Here is a 16,786-nt window from a genome sequence, read left to right on the forward strand (position 1 = left end):
ACTCCGCCGCCGCCCTATCTGGGTGGCCTGACGGCTGACTCGGATGGCGCACCCAGCGTCGCGGAAAATTCCATGGCGACTTTGGCGGCGAGGGCTCCTGCCTGCTCGAGATGACGTCCGAATCGCTGTTTGGGGGCGCTGACGTTGAAGGCGGCGACAATTCGCTGCTTGAAGTCATACACCGGTGCTGAAACACCGACAACCCCCAGCTCGAATTCTTCATCCACGACGGCATATCCGCGCCGTCGGATGAGGGCGATCTCTTGGCAAAGGTCATTAAACGTCTTGATTTTGGACGGAATGTGTCCAGTCGCCGGGCCCTGACCTGCCTCCAGCGCCAGGGGGGAAAGCTCCTGCTGTGGCGCTCTTCGCTCACCCGCGGCCTGGGCGGCGTGGTTGTCGTACCAATCGCGGAGAGCGGTGCGGTCCCAGTCGCTCACGAGAACCCTGCCGGCGGACGTTCCCCAAGCGTCGACGCTGACGCCTTCCCATCCCAGAGCGCGATAGGTGTGGTTGGACATTTCGCTCTTCAGTGTGAGCACAGTGCCGCCGCGCAGTACGCAAAGGTGCGTCGTCTCGTGCGTGGCTGCGGAAACCCGTTTGAGGTACGGCGCAGACGCGCTGACCATCCGCGCCTCCGCGGTCCTGGCCGCCAGGGCATAGAGTCCGTAGCCCAGGGTGTACAGGAGGCTCTCCGGATCCCTGTTGACCAGTCCGGCTTCAGCAAGCGTGGCGAGGGTGCGGGAAACCTGGGCTTTGTCGCGCCCGGCAATTTCGGCGACTTTGCTCACGCCTAGGCCCGAGGCGGCGACGGCTTCGGGGGACCCCAGAATTTCCAGCAGTTCGAGGTCGCGCCTGAGTCCGGAAGAGTTACGGCGCACGGGGCGGGCAGTTGTTCCAGGGGCGCCGGTCGCGCCGTTCAATGAGTCAGTCACAGCACGACCATAACAAGGCCGCGTTGACATATCAACAACCGGCATTGCGCAAAAGGGAACGGCGGCCCTACGGTTGTGGCATGGCTCACGCAGATGTAAGCCACGATCCTTGACCCGACGAAGTGAAAAGGAGGATCACGTTGAACGACTCGTTCATCTCGGACTTCGGTACGTTCCTCACGAAGAGATCGGCAGACATCGCCGAATCCGCCACCGAGCACCTTGTGGTCGTTTTGGTTTCCCTGCTGATCGCCACGGTAGTCGGTGTCGGCATCGGAGTGCTTGTCTGGGACAAGCCGATTTTCCGCTCGGTCGCCATTGCCGGAGCGGGCGTGGGCCTGACCATCCCGTCCATGGCCTTGCTGGCAATCCTTATCCCGGTCCTTGGACTCGGCTGGACGCCCACGGTGGCGGGTCTCGCGTTCTACGCACTGCTACCCATCATCCGTAACACTGTGGTGGGGCTGCGTGAAGTACCGCCCGCCGTCTCTGAATCCGCCCTAGGCATGGGCATGGGCAGGGTCAAAACCCTCTTCCGCGTCCAGCTGCCCATGGCCTGGCCCGTTGTCCTCACCGGTGTGCGGGTTTCCGCGCAGCTTTCCATGGGAATCGCCGCCATTGCGGCCTACGTGGGCGGCCCCGGCCTGGGCGAAATGATCTTCAAGGGCCTGTCCAGCCTCGGCTCCAAGAACGCCCTCAATTTCGCGATCGTCGGCACAGTCGGCGTGATCGTCCTTGCACTCCTGCTGGATGGAGCGTTTGTGCTCATCCGCCGCCTCACTACCTCAAGGGGACTTCGTGTCTGAACCAATCTCCCGTCCGGCCGCCGGCGCCCGGATCGTCCTGAAAGACGTTACCAAGACCTACCCGGGCCAGGCAGGCCCCGCCGTCGAGTCCTTCTCCATGGACATCGCGCCCGGCGAACTGATCATGTTCGTGGGACCGTCCGGCTGCGGCAAGACCACCACCATGAAGATGATCAACCGCATCATCGAGCCCACGTCCGGGTCCATCACCATTGACGGCGAAGACATCCTGTCCCTGAACCCGAACGAACTCCGGCGCCGGATCGGCTACGTGATCCAGCAGATCGGGCTGTTCCCGCACATGACCATCGCCGAGAACATCTCCGTGGTCCCCAGGCTGCTCGGCTGGGACAGGAACAAGACCCAGGCCCGCGTCGAAGAGCTCCTCTCCGTCGTCGAACTCGACCCCAAAACGTACGCCTCCCGCTACCCGAGGCAGCTCTCGGGCGGCCAGCAGCAGCGCGTCGGCGTGGCCCGTGCCCTCGCCGCCGATCCTCCCGTAATGCTCATGGACGAGCCCTTCGGCGCCACAGACCCCATCACCCGCGAAAAGCTGCAGACCGAATTCCTCCGGCTGCAGGAAAAACTGAGCAAAACCATCGTTTTTGTTACGCACGACTTCGATGAGGCAGTCCGGCTCGGAGACCGGATCGCCGTGCTGTCCGAACGCTCCCAGATCGAGCAGTTCGACACCCCGGCGAACATCCTGGCCAACCCCGCCAACGACTACGTCTCCCAGTTCGTGGGCCACGGCGCCGCCCTGAAGCGCCTCGGCCTTATCCCCGTCCATCAGGCCGCCTTGGGACCCAACGTCCCCGTCCGCGGAGCCATCGAAGTCAGCCTCAACGATTCCCTCCGCGACGCCCTGGACTCCCTGGTGCTCTCCGGCGGAACCCCGGTGGCCGTGGTCAATGGGCAGGGCCGGGTGGTGGGCTCAATCGACATCGAAAAGATCTCCGCCGTCCTGGGCGCAGAGATTCTCCCGCCGACACTTGCCGCGGGTGCCCTTGCCGGGGGAGTCCGGCCATGACAGCCCAGGCCACACGCGACCTTTCCACAGCCTTTGGAACAGCGTCCAACCGCCGCGGGAAGTACTTCTCCTTCAAACGGTTCGGCACCCCGATCGTCATAGCCCTGGCACTGCTCGCCCTGTTCCTGTGGATCTCTTCACTCTCCCTGGACTCCATCGAACTGCGGACCCTGAACTGGCAGTACCTGCAGGACCGGACCTTCGAGCACCTGCGGCTGACGGTGGTGGCTTCGGTGATCGTGGCGGCCATCGCCATCCCTGCCGGCATCGCGCTCAGCCGAATCCACTCCAAAGCCGTCCACGCCGTGGTCTTCGGCATCGCGAATGTGGGCCAGTCCACGCCGGCAATCGGCCTGGTGATCCTGTTGGCGATCGTCTGGAAACTCGGCTTCGAAGTGGCGCTCGTGGGCCTGGTGGCCTACTCCGTCCTGCCAGTCCTGCGGAACACCCTCGTGGGCCTGGAACAGGTCGATTCAAGCCTCACCGAAGCAGCCCGGGGGATGGGCATGCGCCCACTGCAGGTCCTCACCCGGATCGAACTGCCACTGGCCATCCCCGTGATCGTGGCCGGACTGCGCACCGCCCTGGTCTTCTGCGTGGGCGTAGCCACCGTTGCCACCTTCATCAACGCCGGCGGCCTGGGCGACATGATCGTCAACGGCCTCAAGCTCCAGCGCTGGCCGGTCCTGATCACCGGCGCCGTGGTGGTCTCCTGCATCGCCCTCACCATCGACTGGCTTGCCGGCCTCGCCGAGGACTTCCTCAAGCCCAAAGGCACCTGACCCTTGCTTCCAATCACACCAAAGGACCCCATCATGAAGAAACCCGTTCTCGCCCTCCTGGCCGCCGGCGTCGTCGCCGCGCTGGGCCTCACCGGCTGCGGCTCCGCCACCTCATCCACCAGCGACGGCAAAGGCAAGGAGCTCGCGGGCCTCACCGGCGTCTTCGGAGCCAAGGACTTCTCTGAGCAGTTCATCCTGTCCCACATCACCAGCCAGGTGCTTAACGCCCACGGCGCCCAAACCACCACCAACACCACCGTGGTGGGCTCGGCCAACGTCCGCACCGCCTTTGAAACGGGGCAGTTCGCCGGCTACTGGGAGTACACAGGTACGTCCTGGATCACCTACAACAAGCAGACCACCCCGCTGAAGGACAAGAAGGAGATGTTCGACGCCGTCAAGGCCGCCGACGCCAAAAAGGGCATCGCCTGGCTGGACCCCGCGCCGCTCAATAACACCTATGCCTTCGCCGTCCGGGAAGACAAAGCCAAGGAACTGAACATCAAATCCCTCTCCGACGTCGCCAAACTCCCGGCAAAGGAGCAGACATTCTGCCTGGAGAGCGAATTCTCCACCCGCGACGACGGCTGGCCGGGACTGCAGAAAGAGTACGGGCTGAGCCCGGAGGCGAAGGTCTCCATGCTGGACACCGGCGTCATCTACACCGCCACCCAGAAGGGCCAGGACTGCAACTTCGGCGAAGTCTTCGAAACGGACGGCCGTCTCGCGGCTCTCAAGCTTCAGGTAATGGAGGATGACAAGCACTTCTTCCCGATCTACCAGGGCGCCCTGACCATCAAGGCTGACGTCCTGGCCAAGTACCCGGCCATCGCCGACATCATGGCCAAGGTCTCCCCGAAGCTCACCACCGAGGTCATGCAGCAGCTCAATGCCAAGGCTGACGTCGACGGCGACGATCCGGACCAAATCGCCAAGGAATGGCTCGAATCCGAAGGACTGATCTAACCGTGACCACCAAAACACAGACCGTTGACCAGGCCCAGGTGCGCCATCGGGACCAGACAGATGTCCAGATCGGCGAGTCGTTCATTGGCGACGGCGTCAACGCAGCCCACGTCAACACCGTCCTGGGCCACCGCAACGGTCCCGCCGGCACCGCATGGGCCACAGCACTCGCCACACCCAGCGCCGGCCACGTCCCGTTCGTCACCGTCCTCCGTCCGTCCCTCCCGGTCAAGCCGTTGACCCTCTTCGTCACCAAGGCCGCCCCCGCCAGCGACCAGCACGGCCTCCTGATCTGGGGTGCCGCCCAGGCCGGCATCGCCGCCGGCGTCGCGGACGCCCTGGCCAACGGCACCGTCACCGAAGAGCAGGCCGACTCCCACGTGATCATCGCCGCCGTCTGGGTCAACCCCTCCGCCGACGACGAAGACGCCGTTTACCGCAACAACCGCGAATCCGCCCGTACCGCACTGGAAAACGGTGCCCGGCACCTGCCCTCCACGGCGGCCGTGATCGAGGCACGCAACTCCCCGTCCAATCCCTTCTTCACCCCGCGAGGCTGACAGCAATGAAGATCACCGCAATCCGGCTGACCCGCATGGTCCTGCCGCTGGACCCGCCGTTCAACGCCGCCTGGGACCCGGAGCCCCGCACCTCGTTCCCGGCCACGCTGGTGGAGGTGGAGACGGACGAAGGCATCACCGGCGTCGGCTCCGGCGACACGATGGACGGATTCGAAGCCTACGAGCACCTGTTCATCGGCACCGACCCGATGGCCATCCTTAACCAGGTCCGCCGGATCGAAACGATCAACTTCCATGGCGGCCGCTACTGGCCCCTCGAAGCAGCGTTCTGGGACATCATCGGCAAAGTGGCCGGCCTCCCGGTTGCCACCCTGTTCGGCGGTGCCAGCGACCGGCTGGTGGCCTACGCCTCCTCCGGGGAATTGAAGGCCCCGGCCGCCCGTGCCGAGTCGGCGCTCGCAGCCAAGGACCGCGGCTTCAAGGCCATGAAGATCCGCATCTCCCGTGACCGCCTCGAAGAAGGCGTCGAATCCGTCCGCGCCGCCCGCGAAGCCGTGGGCAGCGGCTTCGACCTCATGGTGGACCTGAACCAGATGTGGCGCATGAGCGGGGACATTGAACCGGCCCTGGAACTCGCCAAGGTCCACCGGCTGGCCTCCCAGCTGGCCGAACTCGACGTCCGCTGGCTGGAAGAGCCGCTCCCGCAGGCCGACATCAAGGGCGCGCAGCGGGTGCGCGAACAGACGGGCATCCAGGTGTCCGGCGGCGAAATGGTCCGCAGCATGGGCGAAATGATGGCCCTGATCGAAGCCGACGCCTACGACATCTACCAGCCCGACGTTTCCCTCGCCGTCGGCATGTACCGTGCCCGGCAGGTGGCCGAAACCGCCAACCTCAAACACCGGTTCTTCACCCCGCACACCTGGAGCAACGGCCTCGGACTGCTGGCGAACCTGCACGTGGCTGCCGGCGTGGACGCCGGACCCTATCTGGAGTTCCCCTATGATCCGCCCGGCTGGACCCCGGAGCGCCGCGACTTCTTCATGGAGCCGCTGGACATCGACAGCGACGGTTCGCTGCGGGTTCCGGACCTGCCGGGCCTGGGCGCCGTCATCGACTACGACGCCGTCAAGAAATACACGGTCTAAGGAACAGGCAATGACAGCAACCAAGAACGACTGGATCGCACGGGCCGCCGCCCAGCGCCCGGCCACGGGACTGTACATCGACGGCGGTTTCCGGGACGCCCGCAACGGCGACACCTTCCCCACGGTGTCGCCGCGGGACGGTTCGGTCACCGCCCACGTGGCGGCCGCGGGCGAGCAGGACGTCGACGACGCCGTGCAGAAGGCCCACCGGGCCTTCGAATCCGGGGCATGGTCACGAACCGACCGGCGCCACCGCCAGCAGGTCCTTACCCGGCTCGCCGACCTGATTCTCGAAAATCTCGAGGAACTCGCGCTGCTCGAATCCACCGACAGCGGCCACCCGATCAGCGACGCCCTCGGCGTCGACGTCCCCAGCTGCGCCCGCACGTTCCGCTGGTACGCCGAAGCCCTGGACAAGGTCTACGACGACGTCGCGCCCACCCCGCGCAACGCCCTCGCGATCATTTCCCGCGAACCGCTCGGCGTGATCGGCGCCGTGGTGCCCTGGAACTACCCGCTGATCATTACCGCCTGGAAAGTTGCCCCGGCCCTCGCCGCAGGCAACTCCGTGGTCCTCAAACCCTCGGAACAGACCAGCCTCAGCGCACTCCGCCTCGCCGAACTGGCCACCGAGGCCGGCGTCCCCGACGGCGTCTTCAACGTCACCCCCGGCCTTGGCGAAGTGGCCGGCGCCGCCCTGGGCCGCCACCCGCTGGTGGACAAGATCACCTTCACCGGGTCCCCGGAGGTGGGCCGGTACTTCCAGCGCTACGCCTCCGAATCCAACGGCAAGCAGGTGGCCCTGGAGCTCGGCGGCAAGTCGCCGCAGGTGGTCCTGCACGACGTCGGCGACATCGCCGCGTGCGCGTCCGCCGTCGCCTGGGGCATCTTCTACAACGCCGGCCAGACCTGCCACGGCGGCTCCCGCCTGCTGGTGGACGAACGCGTCCACGACGAACTGCTCGAAGAGGTCATCAAGGTGGGCCGCTCGCTCCAGCTCGGCGACCCGCTGGACCCCGCCACCCAGATCGGCGCCATCATCGATGACCGGCAGCTCGAGAGCATCCTGGGCTACTACGGAATCGCCGAATCCGAAGGCATCAGCGTCGCCACCGGCGGCACCAGAGTCCGGCCGGCCGGCGTCGAAAACGGCTTCTACCTGGAGCCCACGGTCCTGGACCGCGTCAACAACGCCGGACGCATCGGCCAGGAGGAAATCTTCGGACCGGTCCTGGCTGTCAGCACCTTCCGCGGTGCCGCCGAGGGAGTCCGGATGGCCAACGACACCAAATACGGGCTCGCCGCGAGCGTCTGGACCCAGGACATCACCAAGGCGCACACGGCGGCGCGCGAACTGCGCGCCGGGACCGTCTGGGTGAACACCTTCGACGTCGCGGACATCATCACGCCCTTCGGCGGCTTCAAGGAATCCGGCTTCGGCAGAGACCGCTCGCTGCACGCCCTGGACGCCTACTCCGCCCTCAAAACCACCTGGATCAACCTGGGCGACGCCGCCCTGGACGACGCCTGACCTCCCGGAAGCGAGACCCCCACAAATGACTGCAACAACCCACACCCTCTCCGCCGCCGCGGCACCAGCCCAAGCGCCCCTGCAGCCCGGAACCGCCCGCATCGGCTTCATCGGCCTGGGCAACATGGGCTCCGGCATGACCCGGAACCTGCAGGCCGCCGGCTTCCAGCTGATCGTCAACGACGTCCGCAAGGAATCCGCCGCGGAACTCCTCGCCAACGGCGCCGAGTGGGCGGACAGCGCCGCGGCCGTCGCCGCCGGCTCCGACGTCGTCATCACCATGCTGCCCACGCCCAAGCACGTCGAGACGGTGGCCCTCGCGCCGGGCGGCATCCTGGACGGACTGCCCGACGGCGGCACCTGGGTGGACATGTCCACGTCCGTCCCCGACGTCGCCAACCGCGTCCGCGAAGCCGGCGCCGCCCGCGGCATCCGCGTCCTGGACGCCCCCGTGAGCGGCATGTCCGTGGGCGCCGCCAAGGGCATGCTGCAGATTTTCATCGGCGGCGAGGGCGCCGACGTCGAACGCCTCCGCCCCGTGTTCGAAGCCATGGGCGACCCGGAACGGATCCAGCATGTGGGCGGCCACGGCGCCGGCTACGCCGTGAAACTCATGATCAACCAGCTGTGGTTCTCCCACCTCGTGGCCACCACCGAGGTCCTGAGCACCGGAGTCAAAGCCGGCGTGGACCTCGAAGTCCTCCGCCAGGCCCTCATCGCCAGCCCGGCAAACTCCAACTTCGTCGAAAACGACGTCCTGTCCATCCTCAACCACGGGGACTACGACGAAGGATTCGCGATCGGCCTCGCCTGCAAGGACCTGGGACTCTCCGTAGACCTGGCCCGCTCGGTGGGCGTCCCGGTGGAACTGTCCTCCCTGGTGGAGCAGCTCTACCGCCGGGCCAAGGCCCTCTACGGCGACAAGGCCGGCGAAATGACCCCCGTAAGACTTTACGAAGACGCCATCGGCGTCCAGCTGCGGACCGCGGCTGCTGACGCAACCCCGGCAGAAGGAGCCTGACATGCACACCCGGATGCAGATCCACGCGGAGCTCGCCTCCACCGAACTGACCCTGGACCCCAAGCCCACCGCGTACTTCGGCCGCGGCCGCGTGGCCGAGGTGGGCGGCATCGTGGCCGCGCTCGGCGGGAAATCGGCGCTGATCGTCACCGACCCGTTCCTCGCCACCACCGACGTTGTGGCGGCCGTCCGCGCCTCGCTCGAGGCCGCGGGACTCTCGGTCACCGTGTTCGACGGCGTCACCCCCAACCCCACCACCACGTGCGTGGACGCCGGCTCCGACCTGGCCGCGGAATCCGGCGTGGACGTACTGGTGCCGGTGGGCGGCGGTTCCTCCATGGACGCAGCCAAGGGGATCTCCCTGGGCGCCGTGAACCCCGCCCGGGGCGCCGGCCTGGACTACAGCAACCACTTCGCCAACCCGGCGCTGCCCATCGTGGCGGTTCCGACGACGGCAGGCACGGGCGCCGAGGTCAACGCTTTCGGCGTGGTCACCGACGTCGAGGCCCACCGGAAGTTCTACGTGGGCCACGAATCCGCCCTCCCCAAGGCTGCCGTGCTGGACCCCGAGCTGACGCTGGGCCTGCCGCCAAAGGCCACGGCCGCCACCGGCATGGACGCGCTGACGCACGCGATCGAGTCCTACTCGTCCATCCGGCAGAACCCCTACTCCGATGGCATCGCCCTGCAGGTGGTGGCCATGGTGGCCGAGTTCCTGCCCCGCGCCGTCGCCGACGGAACCGACATCGAGGCCCGGTCCCAGCTGCTCCTGGCCTCCCACATTGCCGGCGTCGGATTCTCCCACACCGGGCTGGGCCTGGTCCACGCCATCGCCCACCCGCTGGGCGGCCGGTTCAACATCCCGCACGGACTGGCCCTCTGCCTGGTGATCGAGGATGTGCTGCGGCTGAACTTGCGCAACCGCCTCGACCGGACCGCCCGCCTGGCCTTCGCGCTGGGCGTGGGGGAGACCGCGGCCAGTGTGGAGGCCAACGCGGAGGCAGCCGTCGCCGCCGTCGCCGCCCTGGCCCGCGAAGTGGGCATGACCGCACGCCTGGCCGATTTCGGCGTCAGGGCAGCGGACCTCGACTCACTCGTGGAGGACACCCTGGCCGACGCCGTCATCAACAACGCCCCGGTGCCGCCCACCGCCGTCGAAATCCGCACCATCCTCGAGAAAGCGCTCTAAGTGGAAAACACCCTTGCCACCACCCTGATCGAAACCGGCGTCACCGACGCCGAGCGCGCGTTCGTCGCGACACTGCCCACGCAGCTGTTCATCGACGGCGAGTGGACGGACGCGTCCGACGGCGCCACGTCCGCCGTCGAGGACCCTTCCACGGGTGCCACCCTGGCGGAGATCGCCGACGCGTCACCGGCCGACGGCGAGCGTGCCCTCGCCGCCGCGGCCCGGGTCCAGGACGGCTGGGCGGCGATACCGCCGCGCGAACGCGGCGAGATCCTGCGCCGCGCCTTCGAACTGGTCACCGCCCGCGCCGACGACTTCGCCCTTGCCATGACCCTGGAAATGGGAAAACCGCTGGCCGAATCCCGCGGCGAAGTGGCATACGGCGCCGAGTTCCTGCGCTGGTTCTCCGAAGAAGCAGTCCGTGTGTCGGGCCGCTACTCCACGGCACCGGACGGCAAGTCCCGGCTGCTGGTCACCAAGCGCCCCGTGGGCCCGTGCCTGTTCATCACGCCGTGGAATTTTCCCCTCGCGATGGCTACCCGCAAGATCGCACCGGCCATCGCGGCGGGCTGCACCATGGTGCTCAAGCCCGCCAACCTGACCCCGCTCACCGCGTTGCTTCTGACCGATATTTTCCGCGACGCCGGCCTGCCGCCGGGCGTCCTGAACGTCATCCCCACCACGCGTCCGGGCGAGGTGACGGGGCCACTGATCCGGGACAGCCGCCTGCGCAAACTCTCATTCACCGGGTCCACAGGGGTCGGCCAGCAGCTCATCGCCGACTCCGCCCACCAGGTGCTGCGGACCTCCATGGAGCTCGGCGGCAATGCCCCGTTCCTGGTGTTCGAGGACGCAGACCTCGACGCGGCGCTGGACGGGGCGATGCTGGCGAAGCTGCGGAACATGGGCGAGGCCTGCACGGCCGCCAACAGGTTCATCGTGCACGAATCGCTGGCTGCGGAGTTCAGCCAGCGCCTCGCGGACCGGATGGCTTCCCTGAAGCTGGGCCGCGGCTCCGCGGAAGGCACCACCATCGGGCCGCTGATCGACGCCAAGAGCCTGGCCAAGGTGGACGAACTCGTCCGGGACGCCATCGCCGGGGGAGCGACAGCCCTCACCGGAGGTGAGCCTGCCGGAGGGGAGGGCTACTTCTACCCGCCCACCGTCCTGATCAATGTGCCCGGCACGGCGCGGATCCTGCACGAAGAGGTCTTCGGCCCGGTCGCGCCCGTGGTGAGTTTCCGGACCGAAGCGGAGGCGATTAGCCTGGCCAACGACACCGAGTACGGGCTGGTGGCGTACGCGTATACGCGTGACCTCAACCGCGGCATCCGGCTCTCCGAGCGCGTGGATGTGGGTATGTTCGGTCTGAATACGGGCATCGTATCCAACCCGGCGGCACCATTCGGCGGCGTCAAGCAGTCCGGGCTGGGGCGTGAAGGCGGAACCGAAGGCATCGAGGAATTCCTGGAGACCCGATATGTCGGCATCGCGGACCCGTCGTGACGGCACCTCGTCGCCGGGGCGGCGCCTGATGCGGATCCTCGTCACGGGCGGCACCAGCGGAATCGGTGCCGCCCTGGTGCGCGAGTCCCTCCGCGCCGGACACTCCGTGTTTACTACAGGGCGCGACGCCGGGCGGTTGGCTGAGTTCGTTGACTCGTGCTCGGCGCTGGGGAACGTCAAGGGAGTTGTGGCCGACGCGGGGGACTGGGAGCAGACCCGCGGCGCGGTGGCCGTTGCCGTCGAGGAGATGGGTGGGCTGGATGTGGCGGTTGCCAATGCCGGGTTCTCGGCTCCCGGCGACCTGGCCGACGGGGCCCCGGAGCGCTGGCGGGATATGGTGCTCACCAACGTCTACGGCCCGGCGATCCTGGCGAAGGCAGCCCTGCCGGAGCTCACCGCCAACCGCGGCCGCTTCGTGCTGATGGGCAGCACCGCCGGGCGCAAGGTCTATCCGGGCAACCTGTACACGGCCACCAAATGGGCCGTGACCGGCTACGCCGAATCGCTCCGCCAGCAACTTGTCGGCACCGGGGTCCGCGTGCTGCACATGGCTCCGGGCCACGTGGACACGCCGTTGTGGACGGAAGCGCCGGACGCCGCCATTGCACCGGAATCCGTAGCGGCGGCGTTCCTTTGGGCTTTGTCCCAGCCAGCCGGCGTCGACGTCTCAGAGGTGGCGATCCGCGCCACCGGGCAGGCGTTTTAGGACTCCCGCCCGCCCAGCAGCCACGCGATGCGGCGGGCCGATGCTTGCCAGGGATGTTTAGGGCAGACTGGTGGCGTGAGTGGAATCCGGTGGGTGCTACACGTCGATCTCGACCAGTTCATCGCGGCGGTCGAAGTGCTCCGGCGGCCGGAGCTTGCGGGTAAGCCGATCATTGTCGGCGGTCGGGGAGACCCCACGGAACGTGCTGTGGTGTCGACCGCATCGTACGAAGCCAGGGCGTTCGGCGTGGGTTCCGGCATGCCCTTACGCATTGCGGCCCGGAAAGTGCCCGACGCCGTGATCCTGCCCGTCGACCAGCAGGCTTACCTCGCGGCGTCTGAAACGGTGATGGCTACGCTGCGCGCGCAGCCCGGTGCCACGGTGCAGGTGCTGGGTTGGGATGAAGCCTTTGTGGGCATTGAGACAGAGAATCCGGAAGCCTACGCCCGGCAGGTGCAGGCAGCTGTCCTGGAGCGAACGCAGCTGCATTGCAGTGTGGGCATCGGCGACACCTTGGTCCGGGCCAAGGTCGCCACCGGTTTCGGCAAGCCGGCCGGCGTCTTCCGTCTCACTGCCGGGAACTGGCTCGAGGTCATGGGCAGCCTGCCCACCAAGGACCTGTGGGGCGTCGGAACCAAAGTGTCTGGCCGGCTGGCCAAACTCGGCATCAACACAGTCGCCGAGCTCGCCGCGTCCGACCCCCAAAACCTGGTCCCTGAGTTCGGCCTCAAGATGGGTCCTTGGTACGCGGAGCTCGGACGCGGGGACGGCGCCAGCGTTGTGGACGACACCCCGTGGGTTGCCCGCGGGCATAGCCGGGAGACCACCTTCCAGCGGGACCTGACGGAGCCCGCCCAGGTGGACGACGCCGTGAGGGAGCTGGCAGCGCATGTCCTTCAGGATGTTGTGGCCGAAGGACGGCCCGTGGTTGGGCTGACCCTGAAGGTTCGGTACGCACCGTTCATCACCAAGACCCACGCGAGGAAGATTCCCGAGACCTTCGACCGAAACGAAGTCCTTGCGCAGGCCTTGGACCTGGCAAAAGTAATCGAGCCGGGCCGTCCGATCCGGCTCCTGGGCCTGCGGGCCGAAATGGCAATGCCCGACGACGCCCGAAGGGGACATACACCGACGCGCGGCGGTTGGTGACGGCGTCGGGCCCTCAGCTACCAGCGGCCAGCGGGTCCGGATCCTTCGCCACAACCAGCTTGTCAACGGTCCACGACTGAATGAGGCGGGGGAGGGGTTGGCCCATGGCCGTGGTGATCGTGATTTGTGCCTGCCCGTTTCCGAGTTCCTCCCAGCGACCGGGAATGGCCTGCCCGCGGTCGTCCGGGCCGCTGCCGTGCCAGATGCAGGTGCCGTCTGCCCGCAACTCAAGGGCGTCCCGCCAACGGGCGGGCCGCAAGGGGTAGTCGCGGGGGCGGAACACCATCGTCGCGGGGGTATCTTCTTCGTGGCAGTGCAGCCAGATACCGGTGATCTCAGGTGAAGGCCCGGTCGCGGCTTTCACCGCCCGGCCGGTGTCATCATCACCCCATCATCCACCCGTGGGGTTGACGCTGTCACTGCTCAGCGCCGCCCGGATGCCGTCCAGGATCAACATGGCCCGTTGGTTGTCCTGGCGGAGCCGATCCACCTCCTGCCGGAGCAGGACCAACTCACTGTCCCCCTGCGCCTGAGGCGGAGCGGACAGTGCCGGCGCACCAGAGGGAGCTGTCCCCGCCCCGGCGCCAGTCAGCGCGAAGGCCGGGGCCGCCAGGAAGGAAGCCCGGGCACCCTCCAGGCATGCGTCCATCCGCCTCGACTGGCCCTGGGTAAACATAAACATGGCCACGTCATCGGTGTAGTCCATGTAGTTCATGAACATGTTGCCGTTCGGTCCGTTGTTGCAGCTGATTTGAGGGAATGTCGGAGCGTTGAACGTGGCATCGGCCTGGTTTGGCGTGTCCTCGACCATGTCGCTGCCGCTGCACGAGCCGCGGTCGTCGCCCCAGATGTGCCGCAGGTCCAACCAGTGGCCGATCTCGTGGGTCGCTGTCCGGCCGAGATCGAAGGGGGCTTGCGCCGTGCCACCCTTGCCGAAGCAGAAGTTCGCGACCACAACACCGTCGGTTGTCGGCGGGCCGCCGGGAAACTGCGCGTAGCCGAGGATGACCCGGCCGATCCCGTCCCGGAGGTCGTTGCAGACCCAGACGTTGAGGTAGTCGTCGCTGGGCCAGGCGTCCGCCCCGCCGGTTGCAACCGACTTGACGTCGTCCAGCTCAGTGGTAAAAAACGGAACCGTCGACGCGGTCCGCGTGATGCCATCGGTCGGGTTGCCGTCCGGGTCCTGGGACGCGAGCCGGAACTCAATGTTGCAGTCGGCTACGAGGTTCGTCCACACGGCCGGCACTAGGGACACATCGGCGTTGCCGGCCCGGAAATCCTCATTCAGCACGTCGAACTGGCTCTGGATCTGTGCCTTGCTGATGTTCTGGGCAGGATTGGCCGGGTTGTGCACCACGTGGACAACGACCGGAAGGGTAAGCAGCCCGCTCCGCGCAACACTGCGCGACCGGTCCTCGTATGCCAGGGCACGGTTGTCGATCAGAGCCCGGCGTTCCTGGTAGGTGACGCTTTCGTTCAGCAGCCGGCGGTGTACTTCCATGGTTCCGCACAGTTCACGGCTGCGCTGCTCCGGGAGGTTTAGTGGGTTGGTCTCGTTCATCGCTGGTTCTCCTTCACCTGATGGGTCGAGCAATACTGGTGTCTCTATCGAGCGCCTGCGCCACGAACAGGATGTTCATCCGCAGGATCTCCAGGGCGAGGCTGATGTCGAGCGTCTCGAGCGTGTCCCGTTCAGTGTGGACCCGGTCATTGGCCGAGTCGGTTCCCTCGATCGTCAGAACGGCGGGAATGCCCAGGTCGATGAAGGAAACGTGGTCGCTGTTGAACGGCTCGAGGCTGGTCTGAACGGCGAGCGAAGTATTCGCCTGGGCAATGTCTGCCAAAGAGTCGATCATGCCCTGCGACACGGGGGCTCCCTCAAGCAGCACGGTGGCCGTGCCGGTATTTCTGCAGGCAATCATGTCCATGTTGATGACGGCGCTGATCCGCGCGCGCTCGTCGCCGTCGAGGCCGTTCACGTAGTGGCGGCTGCCGAACAGGCCCTGCTCCTCGCCCCCGAACAGGATGAGCCGCAGGTCGTGCCTGGATGACCGGCCCGCCAGCGCCTGGCCGATGGCCAGCACGCCCGCGGTGCCCGACGCATTGTCATCCGCACCTGGGGCGGCCGCTGCAGGCCCCTGGATATTGACGGAATCCAGGTGCGCGGTGACCAGCACCCGCTCCCGGTCCTCGCCATCCCCGGGACTGTCGGCAACCAGGTTTCGGCTCGTTCCGCCAGGCACCGCCACAGTCTGGATATGCGTTGCATAGCCAAGGTCCGCCAGCCGGCTTTCGGCCCACTCCAGTGCGCCGAAGAACTCGGCGCTTCGTGAGTGCCGGGTGCTCAGGCGGGCCAGCTTGCCGACGTCGTCCTCAAACGTTGCGCGGGACAGTTCGACGGCGGGAACGCCAGCTCGCGTCGCAGTCCGCCCCGGCCCAGCTGCCCGTTGATCAAACACCACAGTGTCGGCCGGAAGGAGGCGGACCGAGTAACAGGACGCATGCGGCCCGTCGACGGGAGAGGGCCCGCCGGGATCGAAATCGACCACCAGGTAGCGGCCTTTGTCCACCACGACCCGAACGTCGGGGTGATCCTCCTGGAAGAGACGGGCGGTCTGCGTGACCAAGTGGAGATGCTGCTCGGGCACAAGCAGGCGGCGCTCGGCCACCGCCGTTTCTCCACGGGCGCGGCGCTGTCCGGGACGGGTGGCGGAAGCGGCGGGGGAGCGGACCACCAGCACGTCCCCGAGCCGGGTCCACGTCGTGTCCTCGGCTCCCATCCGCCTCAGGGCCTCGTCTGGCGCCTCCAATGAAACGTCCAGGACGACGGTTTCAACGGGTTCCCCGCCGTCGAGGAACGCCTGCACCAGCGGAACAATCCCGGCCAGCGTGTCCACTTCACCGTGCGGTTGCCCCGGCCCGCGGACGTGCACAGCCACCAGCCCCAGACGGCGGGCGGCGAGCACATGGCCTCGGTTCTCGGTGACAAACAGCACGTCGGCGAATTCGACGGCGGGACCGGCCTTCGAAGCCGCAGCCCGGAAGACCGCCTCGTCCGGCTTGAACACGCCCACCTCCGTGGACAGGGTGACGCGCTCCGCTACGGGCTCGAAAAACGGCCGGATGCCGAGGTCGTCAAGCAGGTTGTAGTACTGCTCCTGGATGTCGGCTACGTCCGATGGCTCGGTCGGCATGTGAAAATCTGACACGAGACCCAACTGCGCCGCCGGGTGCCCTCCGGTGCTCATGGAAGCAATAGTTTCCAGCGTTTCCAGCGCGCCGGGAAGAAGGACACCATCGCTTTCCAGCGTGTCGCCGAGATCGAACAGGACGAGTTTCACAACCGGCTCCCCCAAAATTCTGAACTCACCGCAAGAAGAGTCCTTGGCGGCCTCTTGATCCTGATTCTTGGGCATCTCGCGTTACTCGGGCGTTACTGCTGCCCTGAAGTCGGGAGTAACGGACCAGTAACGAGGCGATCCTAGACTCGGCCCGG

Annotated in this window: 16 protein-coding genes; 12 read left to right on the forward strand and 4 right to left on the reverse strand. The window is 66.9% G+C overall.

Annotation, left to right across the window (positions count from 1 at the left end; translation table 11 throughout):
* Positions 1 to 14 precede the first annotated feature (14 nt).
* The gene (locus AC3IT0_RS10145; protein WP_489323553.1) at positions 15 to 935 is read right to left on the reverse strand and encodes an IclR family transcriptional regulator; all 921 of its coding nucleotides are present in this window, start codon (positions 933 to 935) and stop codon (positions 15 to 17) included.
* A gap of 140 nt (positions 936 to 1,075) precedes the next feature.
* Here AC3IT0_RS10145 and AC3IT0_RS10150 point away from each other — a divergent pair, with 140 nt between their 5' ends.
* The 12 genes from AC3IT0_RS10150 (at position 1,076) to AC3IT0_RS10205 (ending at position 13,290) form a co-directional block, all read left to right on the forward strand.
* Entirely contained in the window at positions 1,076 to 1,741 is a 666-nt protein-coding gene (locus AC3IT0_RS10150; protein WP_489323554.1) for an ABC transporter permease, read from the forward strand.
* On the forward strand, positions 1,734 to 2,771 hold the full coding sequence (locus AC3IT0_RS10155) for an ABC transporter ATP-binding protein (protein WP_489323555.1): 1,038 nt from the start codon (positions 1,734 to 1,736) through the stop codon (positions 2,769 to 2,771). Before AC3IT0_RS10150 ends, AC3IT0_RS10155 begins: the two co-directional genes overlap by 8 nt.
* Positions 2,768 to 3,553: an ABC transporter permease gene (locus AC3IT0_RS10160; RefSeq protein ID WP_489323556.1), complete on the forward strand. Its 786-nt coding sequence runs from the start codon at positions 2,768 to 2,770 to the stop codon at positions 3,551 to 3,553. The genes AC3IT0_RS10155 and AC3IT0_RS10160 overlap by 4 nt, the downstream gene beginning before the upstream one ends.
* 33 nt (positions 3,554 to 3,586) lie before the next feature.
* Positions 3,587 to 4,519 (forward strand): glycine betaine ABC transporter substrate-binding protein, encoded by a 933-nt coding sequence (locus AC3IT0_RS10165; RefSeq protein ID WP_489323557.1) that lies wholly within the window; start codon positions 3,587 to 3,589, stop codon positions 4,517 to 4,519.
* A gap of 2 nt (positions 4,520 to 4,521) precedes the next feature.
* On the forward strand, positions 4,522 to 5,079 hold the full coding sequence (fae, locus tag AC3IT0_RS10170) for a formaldehyde-activating enzyme (protein ID WP_489323558.1): 558 nt from the start codon (positions 4,522 to 4,524) through the stop codon (positions 5,077 to 5,079).
* 5 nt (positions 5,080 to 5,084) lie between these two features.
* The gene (locus AC3IT0_RS10175; RefSeq protein WP_489323559.1) at positions 5,085 to 6,188 is read left to right on the forward strand and encodes a mandelate racemase/muconate lactonizing enzyme family protein; all 1,104 of its coding nucleotides are present in this window, start codon (positions 5,085 to 5,087) and stop codon (positions 6,186 to 6,188) included.
* A gap of 10 nt (positions 6,189 to 6,198) precedes the next feature.
* On the forward strand, positions 6,199 to 7,719 hold the full coding sequence (locus tag AC3IT0_RS10180; RefSeq protein WP_489323560.1) for an aldehyde dehydrogenase: 1,521 nt from the start codon (positions 6,199 to 6,201) through the stop codon (positions 7,717 to 7,719).
* 25 nt (positions 7,720 to 7,744) lie between these two features.
* Positions 7,745 to 8,740, forward strand: a complete 996-nt coding sequence (locus tag AC3IT0_RS10185) for an NAD(P)-dependent oxidoreductase (protein WP_489323561.1) — start codon at positions 7,745 to 7,747, stop codon at positions 8,738 to 8,740.
* Between the two features lies 1 nt (position 8,741).
* Complete coding sequence (locus tag AC3IT0_RS10190; RefSeq protein WP_489323562.1) at positions 8,742 to 9,929, forward strand: iron-containing alcohol dehydrogenase family protein; 1,188 nt, start codon at positions 8,742 to 8,744, stop codon at positions 9,927 to 9,929.
* Positions 9,930 to 11,435 (forward strand): NAD-dependent succinate-semialdehyde dehydrogenase, encoded by a 1,506-nt coding sequence (locus tag AC3IT0_RS10195; RefSeq protein WP_489323563.1) that lies wholly within the window; start codon positions 9,930 to 9,932, stop codon positions 11,433 to 11,435.
* Complete coding sequence (locus tag AC3IT0_RS10200) at positions 11,410 to 12,141, forward strand: SDR family oxidoreductase (RefSeq protein WP_489323564.1); 732 nt, start codon at positions 11,410 to 11,412, stop codon at positions 12,139 to 12,141. The genes AC3IT0_RS10195 and AC3IT0_RS10200 overlap by 26 nt, the downstream gene beginning before the upstream one ends.
* A gap of 75 nt (positions 12,142 to 12,216) precedes the next feature.
* Complete coding sequence (locus tag AC3IT0_RS10205; RefSeq protein WP_489323565.1) at positions 12,217 to 13,290, forward strand: DNA polymerase IV; 1,074 nt, start codon at positions 12,217 to 12,219, stop codon at positions 13,288 to 13,290.
* 13 nt (positions 13,291 to 13,303) lie between these two features.
* Here AC3IT0_RS10205 and AC3IT0_RS10210 read toward each other — a convergent pair whose 3' ends face one another.
* The 3 genes from AC3IT0_RS10210 to AC3IT0_RS10220 are packed head-to-tail and all read right to left on the reverse strand — an operon-like array spanning position 13,304 to position 16,631.
* Positions 13,304 to 13,654, reverse strand: a complete 351-nt coding sequence (locus AC3IT0_RS10210) for a hypothetical protein (protein WP_489323566.1) — start codon at positions 13,652 to 13,654, stop codon at positions 13,304 to 13,306.
* 27 nt (positions 13,655 to 13,681) lie between these two features.
* The gene (locus AC3IT0_RS10215; RefSeq protein WP_489323567.1) at positions 13,682 to 14,851 is read right to left on the reverse strand and encodes a zinc metalloprotease; all 1,170 of its coding nucleotides are present in this window, start codon (positions 14,849 to 14,851) and stop codon (positions 13,682 to 13,684) included.
* Between the two features lie 13 nt (positions 14,852 to 14,864).
* Positions 14,865 to 16,631: a M20/M25/M40 family metallo-hydrolase gene (locus AC3IT0_RS10220; protein ID WP_489323568.1), complete on the reverse strand. Its 1,767-nt coding sequence runs from the start codon at positions 16,629 to 16,631 to the stop codon at positions 14,865 to 14,867.
* Positions 16,632 to 16,786 lie beyond the last annotated feature (155 nt).

It is taken from the genome of Pseudarthrobacter sp. KH_020_B (assembly GCF_057840185.1).

Bases quoted from the DNA above. Each gene is read 5' to 3' on its own strand.
- AC3IT0_RS10180 (WP_489323560.1), top strand. From the start codon at position 6,199: ATGACAGCAACCAAGAACGACTGGATCGCACGGGCCGCCGCCCAGCGC.
- AC3IT0_RS10160 (WP_489323556.1), top strand. From the start codon at position 2,768: ATGACAGCCCAGGCCACACGCGACCTTTCCACAGCCTTTGGAACAGCG.
- AC3IT0_RS10200 (WP_489323564.1), top strand. From the start codon at position 11,410: ATGTCGGCATCGCGGACCCGTCGTGACGGCACCTCGTCGCCGGGGCGG.
- AC3IT0_RS10165 (WP_489323557.1), top strand. From the start codon at position 3,587: ATGAAGAAACCCGTTCTCGCCCTCCTGGCCGCCGGCGTCGTCGCCGCG.
- AC3IT0_RS10185 (WP_489323561.1), top strand. From the start codon at position 7,745: ATGACTGCAACAACCCACACCCTCTCCGCCGCCGCGGCACCAGCCCAA.
- AC3IT0_RS10215 (WP_489323567.1), bottom strand. From the start codon at position 14,851: ATGAACGAGACCAACCCACTAAACCTCCCGGAGCAGCGCAGCCGTGAA.
- AC3IT0_RS10175 (WP_489323559.1), top strand. From the start codon at position 5,085: ATGAAGATCACCGCAATCCGGCTGACCCGCATGGTCCTGCCGCTGGAC.
- AC3IT0_RS10190 (WP_489323562.1), top strand. From the start codon at position 8,742: ATGCACACCCGGATGCAGATCCACGCGGAGCTCGCCTCCACCGAACTG.